Below are 16,601 nucleotides of genomic sequence, written 5' to 3'. Positions count from 1 at the left end.
AAATATTAGGTTAGGAAATGAAGTTCCGGTCGGCCGGAGGAACGTTTCGGCCGATATCCGTGGAAAGACTCGTGAAGGGACCGGCCCCTGACTGTCCACCACCTCAACGAACTCCTGCTGATCTGCTCTCTGGTGCTGCTCGTCGCGGTGGCGGCGGTACGGATCTCTTCGCGCAGCGGGCTCCCCAGCCTGCTCATCTATCTGGGCATAGGCGTCGCCATAGGCCAGGACGGCATCGGCGTCCACTTCAACGACGTCGGCCTGACCCAGGTGATCGGCTACGCGGCACTGGTCGTGATCCTCGCCGAGGGCGGCCTCGGCACGAAGTGGCACGAGGTCAGACCGGCGCTGCCGTCGGCCGCCGTGCTCTCCACCATCGGCGTCGCCCTCAGCGTGGGCATCACCGCGTCGGCCGCGCACTATCTGGCCGGCATGGAATGGCGGCAGGCCCTGATCATCGGCGCCGTGGTGTCCTCGACGGACGCGGCGGCCGTCTTCTCCGTGCTGCGCAACGTCCCGCTGCCCGCCCGGCTGACGGGTGTCCTGGAGGCCGAATCGGGCTTCAACGACGCCCCCGTCGTCATCCTGGTCGTCGCCTTCTCGGCGGCCGGACCGGTCGACCACTGGTACGTCCTGGTCGGCAAGATCGCGCTGGAGCTGGCCATCGGCGCGGCCATCGGCCTCGCGATCGGCTTCCTCGGCGCGTACGGCCTGCGGCACGTGGCCCTGCCCGCCTCCGGCCTCTACCCGATCGCCGTGATGGCCATCGCGACCGCGGCCTACGCGGGCGGCGCGCTCGCCCACGGCTCCGGCTTCCTGGCCGTCTATCTGGCCGCGCTGATACTGGGCAACGCCAGGCTCCCGCACTGGCCGGCCACCCGCGGTTTCGCCGAGGGGCTCGGCTGGATCGCCCAGATCGGCATGTTCGTCCTGCTCGGCCTGCTCGTCACCCCGCACGAACTGGGGGACGACATCCTGCCCGCGCTCATCGTCGGCCTGGTGCTGACCATGGTCGCCCGGCCGGTGTCGGTGTTCCTGAGCACCGCGCCCTTCCGCACGCCCTGGCAGGAGAAGGCCCTGCTGTCCTGGGCGGGGCTGCGCGGCGCGGTACCGATCGTCCTGGCCACCATCCCCATGGTGGCCGGGGTGAACGACTCCCGGACGATCTTCAACATCGTCTTCGTGCTCGTGATCGTCTACACCCTGGTGCAGGGCCCGACGCTGCCCTGGCTCGCCAGGCGGCTGCGGCTGGGCGAGACGGAGCCGGAGGACCTGGGCATCGAATCGGCGCCCCTGGAGCGGCTGCGCGGCCACCTGCTGTCCGTCTCCGTCCCCGAGGGGTCGAAGATGCACGGCGTGGAGGTCGGGGAGCTGCGGCTGCCCGCCGGGGCCGCGGTCACCCTCGTCGTACGCGACGGCAAGAGCTCCGTACCGGGGCCCACGACCGTGCTGCGCCTGGGCGACGAGCTGCTGGTGGTAGCCACCGACCCGGTGCGCGACGCGGCGGAGAAACGCTTGCGGGCCGTGAGCGAGGGAGGCAAGCTTGCGGGCTGGCTGGGGACACCCGGTACGCTGAAGGGGAAGTAACCTCGTTATTTCCACGTTATTTCCCCATTTTCGAACCAACTCTGCCTGATGCAGGGCTGGCGCGACCGCACGGCGGCCGCGGTCGCGCGACACAAGGCGGCCGGCACGGCATCTACCACGGTCCTGCGCGAGAGGACAGCTCTCGGCGCGCTCCGTGCGGTGTCCCGTGCGGTGGGCGCTACCAGGCGGCGGAAAGGCCCGGCCGTGGCATCCACGGTCAACGACCACGCCGAGGCGCGACCCGGATACGGCCAGCTGCTGCGCACGCGCGGCGCCTGGACGTTCCTGCTTCCCGGCTTTCTGGCCCGGCAGCCCTTCGCGATGCTGACCATCGGCATCCTGCTGCTGGTCGAGCACACCACCGGCTCGTACGGCACGGCGGGCGCCGTCTCGGCGACCGCCGGTGTCGCGATGGCACTGTTCGCCCCGCAGAGCGGCAAGCTGGCGGACCGCTTCGGACAGGGCAGGGTGCTGCTGCCCGGCGTGGTCGTGCACGCCGCGGCGATCTCCCTGCTGATCACCCTGGCGCTGGCGGACGCACCGCTGTGGGCGCTGTTCGCCGCGGCGGTGCCCGCCGGCGCGTCCACCCCGCAGATCGGCCCGATGGTCCGGGCCCGCTGGGCGGCCAAGCTGGACGGCTCGCCGCTGATGTCCACGGCGGCGGCCTTCGAGTCGGTCACCGACGAGTTCACCTTCGTGATCGGCCCGGTGCTGGCCACCGCGCTGTGCACCGGCGTGCACCCGGCCGCGGGTCTGATCACCGAGGCGGTCCTGACGCTCGTCGGCGGCCTTCTCTTCGCCTCCCAGCGGCGCACCGAGCCCCAGCCGAGCCGCGCGGGCTCCGGGAGCCGCCAGAAGGCCGCCTCGGCGCTGTCCGTGCCCGGCGTCCGCGTCCTCGCGATCGCCTTCCTGGGCATCGGGTCCGTCTTCGGCGGCATGCAGGTGTCGATGACGGCCTTCACCAAGGAGCTCGGCGAGCCGGGGCTCAACGGCCTGATGTACGGCACGTTCGCGGCCGGAAACATGATCGCGGGCCTCGTCTGCGGCGCCATCGCCTGGAAGGTCAGCCCGCAGCGCCGCCTGCTGCTCGCCTACCCGCTGCTGGCACTGGCCACCACCCCGCTGTGGGCCGCGCACGCGCTGCCGCTGCTGGGCGGGCTCGGCCTGCTCGTCGGCCTGTGCATCGCCCCGGCGCTCATCACCGGCTACACGCTGGTGGAGTCGCTGGTCCCGCCGACCGCCCGTACGGAAGCCTTCACCTGGCTCACCGGAGCCGTCGGTCTCGGCCAGGCGGCCGGGGCCAGCATCGGCGGCCGGGTCATCGACTCGCACACCGCCAGCTCCGGCTTCCTGATCCCGCTGGTCGGCACCGTCCTGGCCCTGGCGGTCCTCCTCACGCTGCGCAAGGCGCTCACCCCGAAGAGCGAATCGCTCATCGCCGCACGTGGGGTGGGTCACCGCGAGGCCGTATCGGTGGACTGACGCGCCGGAATACTGCACTATGGAGCGTCGTTAGCACTCATTGAGTGAGAGTGCCAGGAGGATCAAGTGCCGACTTACCAGTACCAGTGCACCGAGTGCGGCGAGGGCCTCGAGGCGGTGCAGAAGTTCACCGATGACGCCCTGACCGTCTGCCCGAGCTGTGACGGACGCCTGAAGAAGGTGTTCTCCGCGGTCGGCATCGTCTTCAAGGGCTCCGGCTTCTACCGGAACGACAGCCGCGGCTCGTCGTCCAGCAGCAGCCCGGCGAAGACGTCCACGTCCTCGTCCACCTCGAAGAGCGGCTCGGACTCCTCGTCGGCCTCTTCCTCGACGTCCTCCTCTTCGGCGTCCTCGACCTCGTCGTCGAGCACCGCCGCGTCGAGCAGCACGTCCGCCGCCTGAGGCATCACCACGGCGCACCGGAGCCCGCGAACCCTCCCCGAGGGCTCGCGGGCTCCTGCCGTTCCGGGGCGCGCCGTTAGGGTGGCCGCATGGTCGAGATCGGTACCGCACAGGCGGACATAGGCGTGATCGGCGGGTCGGGGTTCTACTCCTTCCTGGAGGAAGTGACCGAGGTCACGGTCGAGACGCCCTACGGGTCGCCCAGCGACTCGCTCTTCATCGGTGAACTGGCCGGGCGCAAGGTCGCCTTCCTGCCCCGCCACGGACGCGGCCACCATCTGCCTCCGCACCGCATCAACTACCGGGCCAACCTGTGGGCCCTGCGCTCCGTCGGCGTGCGCCAGGTGCTCGGTCCCTGCGCGGTCGGCGGGCTGCGGCCGGAGTACGGGCCGGGCACCCTGCTCGTGCCCGACCAGCTCGTGGACCGCACCAAGAACCGCGTCCAGACCTTCTTCGACGGCGAGCCCCTGCCCGACGGCTCGGTGCCCAACGTCGTCCACACCACCTTCGCCGACCCCTACTGCCCCGACGGCCGCGCCGTCGCGGTGGCCGTCGCCCGCGGCCACGGCTGGAACCCCGTCGACGGCGGCACCATGGTCGTCATCGAGGGCCCCCGCTTCTCGACCCGCGCCGAATCCCGCTGGCACGCAGCGCAGGGCTGGTCGGTCGTCGGCATGACCGGCCACCCGGAAGCGGTGCTCGCCCGCGAGCTGGGCCTCTGCTACACGTCCATGTCGCTGGTCACCGACCTCGACGCGGGGGCGGAGACGGGTGACGGGGTCTCGCATGACGAGGTGATGCGGGTCTTCGGGGAGAACGTGGGGCGTTTGCGGGAGGTTTTGTTCGCGGCGGTTTGCGCGTTGCCGGAGACGGGGGACCGGGCTTGTTTGTGCGCGGGGGTTCATGAGGGGTGGGATTTGGGGATTTCGCTGCCGTAGGTCTGGGCGGGGTTGTTTGCGGGCTCGGCGTTGTCTGGTGCGGGTTGCTTGCGCTTTGCGGCGGGGTGGCTTGCGGGCTCGCCGTTGCCTTGTGCGGGCCGGTTCGCCGCCTGCGGCGGGAGCGCCCTGCCGGGCTCGCTGTTGTCGGGTGCGGGTGTGTTGTGGTTGCGGTGGGGTGGCCTCAATCGCCGGCCGGGCTGGTTTGTGGTGGGTGCCGGGGGTGGGTCTTCCGGGCTGGGGACCTGGAACGCGGTGCGGTGCGGGTCATGCGGATTGAGTGCCCTGAAAACGCACCGCGTTCCAGAACCCCACCCTCCAGCCCCACCCCCTCCCACCGGAGGGCAACATTCGGTCGTGGGGTGCGCCGGTCTTTTTCTTTTCAGCCCGTCCGGGGTGCTCATTTCAGCCCGTCCGGCGTTTGAGGCAACGCGCGAAGCGTGTTGCGGGGGTTTGGGGGCTTGCCCCCAGTTTCGGGAAGGGGCGGGGCTGGGGAACAAACAGCCCGTCCGGCGATTGAGGACGCGGCCGCAGGCCGCTCCCGCCGCAGGCGGCAACGAAAACCCCAGATCCCCCCGGCGGATGGCCCCGTTATCCACAACCGCCCGGTAATCCACAGGCCCAAGCGAAACCGCCAAGAACACGGAATCGTGGGAACCGCCCAAGCCCGCAAGCCAAACCGAGGCGGCCCCGATGACAAGCGCACCCCGAAGCAACCACACGCCCCCGCCCACCCACACCCTCCCCCCATTCGAACCGGTCCGAGTGGGCAGGAGAAGGGCCGGACCACGCAAACGCCGACTGACGATCGCGATCGCGTCCGCCGCCGCGGCGGCGACAGTGACCCCCTGCCTGCCCGCCCTCACGCACTACGCCCTCGCATGATCACCCCAACCACCCACCCAGACCTGGCAAACTCTTCCAGAAGGCATGGACCATGCCATTCCGGTACAGAAAGAGAGAGGCCGCTCGGTGAGCGAGAAGAAAACAGGCGTCCTTGGTGGCTTCAAGGCGTTCCTGATGCGGGGCAACGTCATAGACCTCGCGGTCGCCGTTGTCATCGGTGCGGCGTTCACCAACATCGTCAACTCGGTGGTCAAGGGTGTGATCAACCCGGTCGTGGGCGCCTTCGGCACCAAGGACCTCGACCACTACGCGGCCTGTCTGAAGGGCCCCTGCGCCAGGAACGCCGCGGGCGAGGTGACCGAGGGTGTCTATATCCAGTGGGGCACGGTGCTCAGCGCGACGCTGACGTTCCTGATCACGGCCGCGGTCGTCTATTTCCTGATGCTGCTGCCGATGAAGCGCTGGCAGGACCGCCAGGCCGCGAAGAACCCGGCGGAGCCCACGCCGGCCCAGGTCACCGAGATCGAGCTGCTGGAGCAGATCCGGGACGCGCTGGTCGAGCAGCGTCGCGGCCCGGAGCCGGTCCCGGCCCAGCGCTGAGGCCGCGGGCCCGCCGCAGTGCTCAGATGTGGTGGGGCGGCTTCTCGTCCAGGAAGCGGGCCAGGTCGGCGGCGCTGCCGCCGCCTGCCGGGCGCTCGCCCCAGCCGCTGTCCGTGTCGTCCGAGGACTGCTGCGACAGCGGGTCGTCGAAGATCAGCGCGGCGGCGGGCCGGCGCGGCGGCACAGTGGGTTCGGCGGCGGGTTCGGGGGCGTTGCTCATGCCTCCAGGGTACGGTCGGGCCGCCAGAGGCTCGGCGCGCGCCCGGCGGTGGCAGCGGCGAGAATCGCCGCATGAGCGAGGTGATGCTGCCCACATACGCCCTGCCGGTCACGGGCCCGCGCTCCCCGGGGCACCCGGCGGCCGGGCGAGCCCGGGACACGCGCCCCGAGCGCCGGACCACGGCCGGCCCGGTGCCGGAGGCCACCGCGCGGAAGAGGCTGCGGGATCCGGTGCGGAGCCCCGCTTCGGGGGTGCCCGATCAGCCCGTGGGCGCACCTCCCAGCCGTAGCCGGGGCAGCTTGAGGACACTCCCCCACACGTCGTCCGGGGGCACCCCCAAGGGCTCCCCCGCCGGGGGTCCGGGGCAAAGCCCCGGAAGCGGTGCGCGGCCTTGACCCCCGCATCGGGCGGAGTCGTGCGCCGCATGACCGAGCGCGGCCGCGACGAGGCGCATCGCACCGCCACGCCACTGGAGCTGTTCTTCGACCTGTGCTTCGTCGTCGCGGTGGCGCAGGCCGGCAGGCAGCTGGTGCACGCCCTCGCGGAAGGCCATCCGGCCAGCGGTCTCCCCGGCTATCTGATGGTGTTCTTCGCCGTCTGGTGGGCGTGGGTCAACTTCAGCTGGTTCTCCTCCGCTTACGACACGGACGACGTGCTCTACCGCGTGGTGACGCTGGTGCAGATGGCCGGGGTCCTGATCCTGGCGGCGGGTGTTCCCCGGGCCTTCGACGGCAGCGACTTCAGCGTGGTCTGGTTCGGCTATCTGGTGATGCGGCTGGCGATGGTGGCGCAGTGGCTGCGGGCCGCGCACGCCAGCACGGGCGAGGAGCGGCGGACAGCGCTGCGCTACGCGGTCGGCGTGTGCCTGTGCCAGGTGGGCTGGCTGGGGCTGCTGTTGCTGCCGCAGCACGCCAAGCCGTGGCTCTTCGTGGTCATGGCGGTCGCGGAGATGTCGGTGCCCGCGATCGCCGAGCACCGGTATCAGACGGGGTGGCATCCGCACCACATTGCGGAGCGGTACGGCCTGTTCACCATCATCGTGCTGGGCGAGACGGTGTCGGCGGCCACGGTCGCCGTCCAGTCGGCGGTGGACGAGCACGAGGCGCTGGGCACGCTGCTGCCGATCGCGGGCGGCGGGCTGCTGATCATCTTCGCCGCGTACTGGATCTATTTCGCGGTGCCCATCCATCTGCACCTGGTCTCCAACAGCCAGGCGTTCCTGTGGGGTTACGGCCACTACCTCGTCTTCGGCTCGGCGGCGGCCGTCGGGGCGGGGATCGAGGTGGCGATCGAGGAGGCCGTGGGCAAGGCGCACATCTCGGCGTTCGCGGCGTCGGGGGCGGTCACGGCGGCGACGGCGCTGTTCATGTTCTCGGTCTGGCTGATCCACTCCCGGCACCACAAGCGGGGCCTGGCACAGCAGTTGGTGCTGCCGGTGTCGGCCGTGCTGGTGCTGGCCTGCACGTTCGCGGGGCACGCCGCGGTGCTGCTGGCCGGGGTGGTCGCGGCGGGCACGGTGGCGGTGGGGGTCTTCCTGACCACCCGGCGACCGGCGAGGGAGGCGATGGCCGCGGGCACCGCAGACACGGCGGAAGGGAAGTGATACGCATGGGCCATGACTGATGCCCACGCCGCACAGCGGCCCTCCCCCGGCCCTCTCGACGCGCTGACCGACGTTCCCGGACTGCGGGTCGGGCACGCGCGGCGCGTCGGGGACGGCGCCCTGACCGGCACCACCGTGGTGCTCACCGGAGCGGGCGGCGCGATCGCCGCCGTCGACGTGCGGGGCGGCGGTCCGGGCACCAAGGAGACCGACGCCCTGGATCCGCGGAATCTCGTGCAGCACGTCGAGGCGATCGTGCTCTCCGGTGGGAGCGCCTTCGGGCTCGACGCCGCGTCGGGGGTGATGGCCTGGCTGGAGGACGCGGGCCGCGGCTTCCGGGTCGGCCCCGATCCGGCGCAGGTCGTGCCGGTGGTCCCGGCGGCCGCGCTGTTCGACCTCGGCCGGGGCGGCGACTGGCGGGCCCGTCCCGACGCGGCGCTCGGGCGGGAGGCGGCCGAGGCGGCGGCGCGTACGGAGGCGGGGGCGCCGGTGGAGCAGGGCACGGTCGGCGCGGGTACGGGCGCGGTGGCCGGGGGTGTCAAGGGTGGCGTCGGCACGGCGAGTGTGGTGCTGCCGTCGGGCACGACGGTCGCGGCGCTGGCCGTGGTCAACGCGGCGGGTTCGGCCGTCGAGCCCATGACGGGCGCGTTGTACGGGCAGTTGGCGCACGGCGTGGTCGACGTCCCGGCGCCCTCGCGGCACCGCGCCGCCCAGGAGAGGCTGGCGGCGGCGCGGCAGGAGTCGGCGAGGCGGTCGGCCGCCTCCGTACGGCCTCCGCTCAACACGACGCTCGCGGTGGTCGCGACCGATGCCGCGCTGACCCGCGCCCAGGCCCAGAAGCTGGCGGGTACGGCACACGACGGTCTGGCCCGTGCGGTGCGGCCCGTACACCTGCTGAGCGACGGCGACACGGTCTTCGCCCTGGCCACCGGTGACCGTCCGCTGCCCGAGGAGGAGCTGTTCGGCAGCACGGTCCTCCCGGCGGCGGGAGCGCTCAACGACATCCTGGCGGCGGGGGCGGACGTCCTGACCCGCGCGGTGGTGAAGGGCATCCTGGCGGCGGAGGGGGTGGACGGCCCCGGCGGCGTCTTCCCGTCGTACGGAGACCTGTACGGCGATCTGTACGGAGATCCGTACGGCGGCTGAGACGAGGTCGCGTACGGCGGTGCGTTTCGAGCGCCGTGGGCGACAGCAGACCCGCACCCGGGCAAGCCCGGGTGCGGGTGGCGGCGGGTCTCAGAGAACGGCGCGGCGGCGCAGGGCGACGCAGATCAGGGCCATCAGGGCGGCCGCGAGGCCGATGAGGATCGCGGTCTCGATCCACTGGAGGACCCAGAAGTCGCTCGCGGGGTAGACCTTGTAGAAGCGGCCCGTGAAGCCCTTCTGTGCCATGCAGGTCTTCATGTCGGGCAGTCCGGGGCCCGAGGCGCAGGCGGCCGGTTCGTGGACCAGGCGGCCGGCGCGGTCGATGAAGCCGAAGTCGCCGGCCGATTCCGCGCTGCCGATGTACTGCCGGGGCGCGTCTCCCTGGCTGGTCCGCAGCGCGGGCGAGATCCAGTCGTGGCGGACGGTGTTGAGGAGCAGCCGTACGCCCACGATCACGGCGAGCGCGGTGCCCATCGCGGCCACCGTGCGGCGCAGCAGCAGCCCGGCCGCCGTGCCGACGACGAGGCCGAAGACGGCGCAGGCCACGGCTGCGGGGCCGGTGGCGTTGAAGATGTAGCCGTCGTGCCAGTAGAGGCCGTTCAGCATGTTGGAGACCGGCTCCCACCACCACGCGAGGAGCGCGGCGAGGACCGCCGAGCCGGCGAGCGCACAGCCGAGTGCCAGCGAGAAGCGGGTGAGGAACCAGCGGCGGACGCTGACGCCCTGGGTCAGCGCGAGCTTCCAGGTGCCGCTCTCCAGCTCGCGCCCGAGCAGGGGCGCGCCCCAGAAGATGCCGATGAGCACGGGCAGCGCGGTGCTGAGCGAACCGAGCGCGCGCAGCGGCCCGTTGGTGTCGTCGATCAGCTGCGCGGCGGCTTCGCTTGCGCAGTCGCCGTTCCAGCCCTTGCAGTTCTTCGTGTCGATGTGGTGGTCGCTGATGAAGGCGAGCATGTCCGCGCGCTGGAACGCGACCCACACCGCGCAGACGACGAGAACCGCCGCGCCGAGGAGGATCAGCGTGCGCTGCTGGCGCCAGGCCAGCCAGAGGGTGCCTTTCACGCCGCTGCCTCCGTGTCACCGGAGGGGGCGGCGTCGGCCGGGACGGAGCGGAGATATGCGAGCAACAGGTCTTCCAGGGAGGGTATTTCGGTGACCCACCGGTCGTCGGCGAAGACGTCGGCGGAGTCGTCGGCGGGGCGGCCTTCCGTACGCGGTTCCGTGCGGAGCAGGGCGGTGACCTGGCGGCCGGTGACGGTCGATTCCACGACGGTCGCGCCGCCGAGGCCGGACGGCAGGCCGTCCTCGCGCGCGCTCTCGGCGCGGCCGGTGAGCAGGACGTGGTCGTCGCACAGCTGCTGCGCGTCGCCCTGGAGCCGTACGCCGCCGTGCTTGAGGAGCAGCACGTGGTCGCAGACGTTCTCCAGCTCGGACAGGACGTGCGAGGACATCACGACGGTGGTGCCGCGTTCGGCGACCTCGGCCATGACCAGGCCCATGGCCTCGATGCGTACGAGCGGGTCGAGGTCGGCCAGCGGCTCGTCGAGGAGCAGCAGGTCGGGCCGCTTGCCGAAGGCGAGGGCGAGCGAGACGCGCGTGCACTGGCCCGGGGAGAGCGCGCCGACGCGGGCGGCGGGGGAGATGTCCCCGGCGCGGACGATGCGTTCGGCGCCGGCCTGGTCCCAGTCCTGGTTGAGCTCGCGGCCGAAGCGGAGGGTCTCCTCCACGGTGAAGCGGGGGTAGAGCGGCTTGTCCTGGGCGAGGAAGGCCGTGCGGTCGCGGGCCCCGGCGGTGACCGGGTCGGCGCCGAAGACGCTGATCTCGCCGTCGGTCGGCCGCAGGAGGCCGGTGGCGAGGTGGAACAGCGTGCTCTTGCCGGCTCCGTTGGGGCCGACGAGCGCGGTGATACGGCCTGCGGGCAGGGCGAAGTCGCAGTCGCGCAGCGCCCATCCGCTCCGGAACCTCCGGCCGAGCCGTGTCGCCCTCAGGGCCGTAGAGGCGATCGGGTCGGTCACGTGTCTTCCTCCATGGACTGCGGTGATCGGTGGGACGGGGGTGGCGCCGGGAAGCGTTCGTCGAGGGCGGCGGCGGTGAGGGCCGCGATGTCCTCGCGTTCCAGGCCCGCCTCGCGGGCCCGGTCCACCCAGTCGGTGAATTCCGCGCGCAGCGGCGAGTCCGCCGCCGTCGCGGGCCGGGACAGTGAACGTCGCACGAACGTCCCCTGCCCCGGGCGGGGCTCGACGAGCCCCTCGCGCTCCAGTTCCCGGTAGGCCCGCAGCACGGTGTTGGGGTTGATCGCGGTGGCCGCGACCACTTCCCTGGCCGTGGGCAGCCGGTCCCCCGGCTCCAGCACACCGAGCCGGAGGGCCTGCCTGACCTGGTGCGCGAGTTGCAGATAGGTGGCGACGCCGCTGCGCCGATCTATCCGGAACACGATCATTCGCACCCTCGTTTCACTAACGTCTTAGTGGAATAATGCGGAGCGTCCGCCGTCGGCGTCAAATATCACGGAGCGCGCCGCTCCGCTCACCCAGCGGAACGGTGGCGGGTGTCAGCGGCCACGAGTGACGTACGGGCGGGCGCCGACGGCGGCGCGGACCTCCGCGACGCGGGCCCGCACGCCGTCCGGCGCCACGCCGTGGAGGGGGTGGAGCGGGGGTTCGCCCCGGCAGTCGCGGCAGATCCCGCCCGGCAGCGCCTCGGGGCGGCCGGGCGCGCGGCAGATCGTGCACTCCAGCATGCGCAGCGGTGTTTCAGCAGGTCCGGGGGCGGGCTCGGGCGGCATTTTGTCGATGAGCCGACGGCGTGCGAGGGCGCCCGCGCAGTGCACTTCCGGCGGCAGTCCGGCCGTCAGCGTGCGTACGAGCTCCGCCTCGTCCGCACCGCGCGCCAGCCACGCGGCGGCGAGCTCTTCGAGTGCCGCGCAGTCGGCGGCGGAGAGAGTCATGCGAGGATCCGTACGGCCGACGGAGGCGAGGGCGTCGTACGCGTACGAACGGGCCGGGGCCTTGGCCTCGGGTTGCGATCGCGACCGGTCGCGCGGCGCCGGGACGTTGCCCGCGAGGAACGCCGTCCACCAGGCGTCGTCCCGGGCGGTGCGGGAGAAATGCGAGCGGGTCACCCAGTGCCAGCTGCCGCCGTCACCTTTGATCCGCTCCGTCACCCGCCGCAGATGCCCCGCCTCGGAGAGCCGCCGCAGCGCGGTGAGGCAGGCGGCCTGCCCGTAGTCGGGCAGCTGGGCGGCGAGCGTCTTGGCGTCCATGGCCGCACCCTCGGGCAGCCGGTCGATGAACGCGGCGATCGACGCCTCACGGGGCCGCAGATGCGCGAAGTCACCACGGCGGCGGGGCGCTTGCTCGGGGGCGGTGCGCTTGCCGTAGCCGGGGCGGGCGAGGGGGTGTCGGTGCGCGGGGCGCGGGGCAGGGCTAAAGTCGGCGTCAGCCATGAGATCGGCCTTACTACGATCTTGTTGGTCAGACCCCGGCACGGTGTTGGCGCACCGGTCGGGGTCGCGTCCGAACCCGGCCGGCCTGTGTCCGCCGCGTCCCGCCCCGGCTACGGCGCAGGTGACTTGACGGGCGTTCGCCTGGGGTTTGTGTTGGGGTCGTGGCTTCCGCCATGCCGCCGGGCAGGCCCCAGCCGGGCTTATAGATGGGTTTCACCAGCAGGGAGCGGCAATGCGCTTCCGGGCCTGCGTGGCATTGCCCTCGGCGAGGTACGCGTTCCAGGCGGCCGGGGCGCTGGGGGTGGGCCTCATCGGTGCGCTCAGTGACCGGATCCCTCTGTGCGGACGCTCTCGATGAACTCCACGAACCCGGCCAACGAAAGGGGAAGCGCCGGGCCGGCTGGGCTCTTGCTGTCGCGGATGTACACAGACCCGCCTCCGAAGGCCACCTCGACGCAGTTGTTCTGCTGGCCTGACGCCTTCGACTTCATCCACTGCACCGCGAGTATGGATGCGTCAGGTATGGCTCTGGTCATTTTTCCCCTGCCTCGATTTCGTCAATACGGCGCCGGATCAGCCGATGGGTTTCTTCCTTGCTCAACGCCTCGGCGAGCAAGTTCTGAAACGCCCTGAGATAGACGCCGGTCTCGGGCTCCTTCTCCAGGTAGCGCATGCCAGTGAGGCCGTCAAGGCACACCACATCGGGCTCCCACCGTTCCGGAAACCTCAGGATCGCGAACGGCCCTCCGTGCAGGGCGGCATGGGCACTTGCCGCCTCGGGCAGCACGTGGAGCTGCACACGGCCACCGAACCGCCGGTCCAGGCCGATCAAGTACCTGAGCTGGCCCGACATGACATTCGGGCTGCCGATTTCATGCCTGAGCACAGACTCGGAGACCACTCCACGAAACCTCAGCGGGGCGTCCTTCCGGAACACCTCCTGCCGCTTCGCCCGCACGGCAGCCAGCTTCTTGACCTCATCCTCACTGGGCTCATCCGCCAACTCGCCGAGCAAGGCGCGTGTGTATTCCTCAGTCTGGAGGAGGCCGGGAATCACCACCGGCTCAGCGGTGAGCATTTCCGAGGCGTCGGCTTCGAACCCGATGAAAGAGGCGTACTCCGGCGAGAGAATTCCCCGGAGGGAAGGACTGCTCTCCCAGCCCTGCTGCCCGCCCTTCACGCGCAGCTCATGAGCGTGTCGACGCAGGGGCTGATCCTTGACGCCGTAGAGGCCAAGGAGGAGGTCCAGGTCATTTTCACTGATCCCGATCCGCCCCGACTCGATACGACTGATCTTGGCTTCACTCCACGCGAGGGCGCTGACCACGGATTGAGGCCGGTCATCCCTCAGGCCCCTGAGGAGACGCCCCAGCCTCATCTGTCGAGCCGTCGGCTGTGAGCGTGGCACTCGTTCCTCCCCTGAATCGCCAAGTCAAGTCACCATAGTCGGCGCACCGAGGGGCCGCGTCAGCGCGAAGTGCAGCGCCACCCACACGAGTTGGGTTGTGCGTGCAAGGTTGCACGCACCCATGGGGCGCGTGCAACCTTGCACTGGATTCGCCGGGCAAGGAACCGGGGCCTCATCGAGGCTGATTTCGCATGCCTGCCGACGGCGACCAGCCGGTCCGGCCCCATCTCGACGACCTCAGAGGTGCACCCATGCCCGCAGCACCACACCCCATCCTTGACGAGGACCCACGCCCCAACATGTCCGAAAGCCTCAGCGACCGCGTCGCCGCCGCCAACGCGATGAGCCGCACCAGCGCGGCGGCAAGCACACCGACCACCTCCCGCCCGTGCAGGAAATGCCACGGGTTCACCCTCGCCCACGTCCTCGCCGTGCGAGAAGGCCGACTGGCCGAGGCCGCCGCCGTCAACGTGGAGAAGGCCCGCCACTGGCGAGAGGTCCACTCGTGATCGCGAGCCACAGCCGTCCCCTCGTGCTCGTCGCAGGAACGTCCGGCTTCCACGTCGTAACCCTGGCCGCGACCGAGACCTGTACGACGTGCATCCTGCTCGCCCGAACCCGGTGGGATGCCGAAGCACGCCGCGACTGGGCTGCGATGAGGGACATGAACAGCCTGCTCTCCGATCACCGACGCCGTGCGCATCAGCTCGTAGCGGCGTAGTCGAACCGTCGCCGACGGATGAGTGAACCCAGACGCCCATCCGGTCGCTCCGCCGAGGAAACGCGGCCGCAGCTGCCGGTCGGGATAACCATCGCATGGGCAAGGACGAAGTCAACGGGTACGACCTGGGGGCGAACGAAACGATCACCCCCGTCGACCCGCCCGAGGACACCGGCGACGAGGACACCGGAGATGACAAGTAGCAACACCCCTGACGGCTACGGCGTGCGTGCCACGCTGCGGCAGTTCCTCAAGCACGACTTGCCCGAGGATTCCGAGCTTTCCTGGCTGTGCCCCGAGCACCGGGACCCGCATGCTATGCGGCTCGTACTCCGCTCGCGGTACGTCTGCGACAAGTGCGCGCGGGAGGCGAACCGCCTTCGCTGAAGGGCTGCCCCCGTCCGACCCATGCCACAGCCTCGGATCGGGGCTCTCCACAGCCGACCCGCGCCAACCTCCAGAAGGAGAAGGCCCCATGCACCCCACCGCATTCGCCCAAGGCGGCACCCACGGCAAGGACGAAGGGGACGGCGACGGCCACCCCGGGCAGCCCTGGGCGCCGCCCTCCGATCCGCCCTCCCCCGACGGGTCCCAGCCCGACGGTGACGGGACGCATCGCAAGTGATGACCGAATCGGGGCGCCCCGCGCGGGAGGCGCTGGGGCGCTCCCTTCTCGACATGAAGGCGATGTCGCCCGACTGGGTTCCGACCTTCGACGCTGTGGACCGCGCCGCCTTCCTGCCGCCGCTCATCTGGCCTTACGACATGGACACCCGGACAAGCGTCGCCGTCGACCGGGCCACCGACCCTGATGCCTGGTTCGGCGCCGTCGACGTCAACTCCCCGATCGTGACCCAGTGGGACGACGGCCGACACACCGGCACCGCGCCGGGCCGGCTGTCGACGAGTTCGTCCTCCGCGCCCTCCGTGAATTACGCGATGCTTCACGACCTGGCCCCCGAAGAGGGCATGAACGTACTCGACGTGGCCACCGGCACGGGTGAGACCGCGGGCGCCCTGTACCACCGCTGCGGACGCCACGGGCACGTCACCACGGTCGAGATCGACCGCTCCGTCTCGGACCGGGCGCGTGAACGGCTGTGTGCGGCCGGGCTCCACCCGGAAGTGGTCGTCGGCGACGGTTTCGCGGGGCACGCCGACCGCGCGCCGTACGACCGCGTCCTCGCCACTGTGGGGCTACGGCAGTTCCCCGGAGCCTGGATTCCCCAGACCCGCAGGGGCGGCGTCATCGTCGCCCCATGGGGCACGCACTTCAGCAACGCGGATGCCGTGGTCCGATTGACGGTGAACGGGGCGGTCGCGCACGGGCAGTTCACCCGCCCCGTGGAATTCATGAAGATGCGAGCGCAACGCTCACCGACGCGGGAACACAAGGAATATATTCCGGCGGACGCCTTCGACACTGCGGATACCTCCACCACGGCGGTGACCGAACCGGAACTCGTCTCCGGCCGGTTCACCGCGCTCCCGTTCACCCTCGGGCTCCGCGTGCGGGACTGCGTCCAGGCCGTGGCGGACAAGCGCGACGGCACACGCCCCGTCTGGTTCTACGGACTGGGCGACTCCTCATGGGCCTGCGCTCTCTTCCGCGACGGGGAGAGGACACGCGTATGGCAGTCCGGGCCCCGCCGGCTCTGGGACGAGGTGGAAGCCGCCTACCGCTGGTGGGAGGACCAGGACCGGCCAGGGCACGCCCGGTTCGGGCTCACCGTCACGCCGGACGGGCAGTTCGCCTGGCTGGACGATCCACGCGCGTCCTGGCCCGTATGACCCGCCAAGATCACACCGCCGGAGCGGCGCGCCGCGACTTGCCCGCCTCCCGGACCGTATGGAGGTGGACCAGGACGTCGTGAGTCCCGCTGATGGCGATCTCAAGCGCCCTGTCCTGCGGATACATCGTGCCGACGCCGCGCGCCGCGGCCGTGGCCTTGCGCAGGTACGCGGAGCAGTCGCGGTAGCGGACCTGGTCCCGGGGGGACGGCCCCCGCGATCCGGGTCCGGGGGACAGTCACGTAGCGGTGATCGCCACAGTACATGGCCCCCAGCAGGCAGGCATGTCCTATGGACTGATGCGCAGTAAAATTAAGGAGAATGCGCGATCTCCCTCATCTCCGCTAGCGTGCGTGTCCTGAGCAGCCGGGAAGCACGGGCGTCGTCGCGTCCTGTCGGATTCTGCTCGAAGGAGGTC

18 protein-coding genes and 1 pseudogene are annotated in these 16,601 nt (G+C 71.0%); 11 read left to right on the top strand and 8 right to left on the bottom strand.

All coding sequences use genetic code 11. From position 1 onward, the window contains the following. Window positions 1–87 precede the first annotated feature (87 nt). The 5 genes from ACH427_RS11240 to mscL all read left to right on the top strand — a co-directional run bounded on the left by ACH427_RS11240 (window position 88) and on the right by mscL (window position 5,852). Window positions 88–1,587, top strand: a complete 1,500-nt coding sequence (locus ACH427_RS11240) for a potassium/proton antiporter (RefSeq protein ID WP_398869193.1) — start codon at window positions 88–90, stop codon at window positions 1,585–1,587. Between the two features lie 204 nt (window positions 1,588–1,791). Beyond that, on the top strand, window positions 1,792–3,069 hold the full coding sequence (locus ACH427_RS11235; RefSeq protein ID WP_398869158.1) for an MFS transporter: 1,278 nt from the start codon (window positions 1,792–1,794) through the stop codon (window positions 3,067–3,069). A gap of 66 nt (window positions 3,070–3,135) precedes the next feature. Further along, window positions 3,136–3,471 (top strand): FmdB family zinc ribbon protein, encoded by a 336-nt coding sequence (locus ACH427_RS11230; protein WP_398869157.1) that lies wholly within the window; start codon window positions 3,136–3,138, stop codon window positions 3,469–3,471. Window positions 3,472–3,560: 89 nt separating this feature from the next. Continuing rightward, the gene (locus ACH427_RS11225; protein WP_398869156.1) at window positions 3,561–4,409 is read left to right on the top strand and encodes an S-methyl-5'-thioadenosine phosphorylase; all 849 of its coding nucleotides are present in this window, start codon (window positions 3,561–3,563) and stop codon (window positions 4,407–4,409) included. A 969-nt stretch (window positions 4,410–5,378) separates the two neighbouring features. Then, a complete protein-coding gene (gene mscL, locus ACH427_RS11220) occupies window positions 5,379–5,852 on the top strand; it encodes a large conductance mechanosensitive channel protein MscL (RefSeq protein WP_398869155.1) in 474 nt (157 codons plus the stop codon). Between the two features lie 22 nt (window positions 5,853–5,874). Here mscL and ACH427_RS11215 read toward each other — a convergent pair whose 3' ends face one another. After that, window positions 5,875–6,072: a hypothetical protein gene (locus ACH427_RS11215; protein WP_398869154.1), complete on the bottom strand. Its 198-nt coding sequence runs from the start codon at window positions 6,070–6,072 to the stop codon at window positions 5,875–5,877. Between the two features lie 424 nt (window positions 6,073–6,496). Here ACH427_RS11215 and ACH427_RS11210 point away from each other — a divergent pair, with 424 nt between their 5' ends. Then, entirely contained in the window at window positions 6,497–7,675 is a 1,179-nt protein-coding gene (locus ACH427_RS11210; protein WP_398869152.1) for a low temperature requirement protein A, read from the top strand. A 12-nt stretch (window positions 7,676–7,687) separates the two neighbouring features. Continuing rightward, the gene (locus tag ACH427_RS11205) at window positions 7,688–8,821 is read left to right on the top strand and encodes a P1 family peptidase (RefSeq protein WP_398869151.1); all 1,134 of its coding nucleotides are present in this window, start codon (window positions 7,688–7,690) and stop codon (window positions 8,819–8,821) included. Between the two features lie 90 nt (window positions 8,822–8,911). Here ACH427_RS11205 and ACH427_RS11200 read toward each other — a convergent pair whose 3' ends face one another. The 7 genes and pseudogenes from ACH427_RS11200 to ACH427_RS11170 all read right to left on the bottom strand — a co-directional run bounded on the left by ACH427_RS11200 (window position 8,912) and on the right by ACH427_RS11170 (window position 13,641). Continuing rightward, window positions 8,912–9,880, bottom strand: coding sequence for a transporter (locus ACH427_RS11200; protein WP_398869150.1), 969 nt, complete (start codon window positions 9,878–9,880; stop codon window positions 8,912–8,914). Continuing rightward, complete coding sequence (locus tag ACH427_RS11195) at window positions 9,877–10,833, bottom strand: ATP-binding cassette domain-containing protein (RefSeq protein WP_398869149.1); 957 nt, start codon at window positions 10,831–10,833, stop codon at window positions 9,877–9,879. The genes ACH427_RS11200 and ACH427_RS11195 overlap by 4 nt, the downstream gene beginning before the upstream one ends. Further along, a complete protein-coding gene (locus ACH427_RS11190; RefSeq protein ID WP_398869148.1) occupies window positions 10,830–11,258 on the bottom strand; it encodes a GntR family transcriptional regulator in 429 nt (142 codons plus the stop codon). The genes ACH427_RS11195 and ACH427_RS11190 overlap by 4 nt, the downstream gene beginning before the upstream one ends. 111 nt (window positions 11,259–11,369) lie before the next feature. Continuing rightward, on the bottom strand, window positions 11,370–12,263 hold the full coding sequence (locus ACH427_RS11185) for a hypothetical protein (RefSeq protein ID WP_398869147.1): 894 nt from the start codon (window positions 12,261–12,263) through the stop codon (window positions 11,370–11,372). 133 nt (window positions 12,264–12,396) lie between these two features. Continuing rightward, window positions 12,397–12,575 (bottom strand): annotated as a pseudogene (locus ACH427_RS11180) (NUDIX hydrolase); the annotation flags it as partial. Window positions 12,576–12,583: 8 nt separating this feature from the next. Further along, window positions 12,584–12,799, bottom strand: coding sequence for a DUF397 domain-containing protein (locus tag ACH427_RS11175; RefSeq protein WP_398869146.1), 216 nt, complete (start codon window positions 12,797–12,799; stop codon window positions 12,584–12,586). Beyond that, window positions 12,796–13,641: a DUF5753 domain-containing protein gene (locus ACH427_RS11170; protein ID WP_398869145.1), complete on the bottom strand. Its 846-nt coding sequence runs from the start codon at window positions 13,639–13,641 to the stop codon at window positions 12,796–12,798. Before ACH427_RS11170 ends, ACH427_RS11175 begins: the two co-directional genes overlap by 4 nt. Window positions 13,642–13,922: 281 nt before the next feature. On the opposite strand from ACH427_RS11170, the gene ACH427_RS11165 reads away from it, so the two are divergent. The 4 genes from ACH427_RS11165 (at window position 13,923) to ACH427_RS11150 (ending at window position 16,183) form a co-directional block, all read left to right on the top strand. Then, window positions 13,923–14,180 (top strand): hypothetical protein, encoded by a 258-nt coding sequence (locus tag ACH427_RS11165; protein WP_398869144.1) that lies wholly within the window; start codon window positions 13,923–13,925, stop codon window positions 14,178–14,180. A 404-nt stretch (window positions 14,181–14,584) separates the two neighbouring features. Continuing rightward, window positions 14,585–14,779: a hypothetical protein gene (locus tag ACH427_RS11160; RefSeq protein WP_398869143.1), complete on the top strand. Its 195-nt coding sequence runs from the start codon at window positions 14,585–14,587 to the stop codon at window positions 14,777–14,779. Between the two features lie 88 nt (window positions 14,780–14,867). Continuing rightward, window positions 14,868–15,017, top strand: a complete 150-nt coding sequence (locus ACH427_RS11155; protein ID WP_398869142.1) for a hypothetical protein — start codon at window positions 14,868–14,870, stop codon at window positions 15,015–15,017. After that, window positions 15,017–16,183 carry a protein-L-isoaspartate O-methyltransferase gene (locus ACH427_RS11150; protein ID WP_398869191.1) on the top strand — a complete coding sequence of 389 codons (1,167 nt, stop codon included), beginning with the start codon at window positions 15,017–15,019 and terminating at the stop codon, window positions 16,181–16,183. Before ACH427_RS11155 ends, ACH427_RS11150 begins: the two co-directional genes overlap by 1 nt. The last annotated feature ends 418 nt before the right edge of the window (window positions 16,184–16,601 follow it).

Origin of the sequence: Streptomyces sp. NPDC020379, assembly GCF_044387105.1 — a bacterium.
GTDB lineage: Bacteria > Actinomycetota > Actinomycetes > Streptomycetales > Streptomycetaceae > Streptomyces.
The sequence above is the reverse complement of the archived record's forward strand: the minus strand, read 5'-3'. Positions and strand labels throughout refer to the sequence as shown.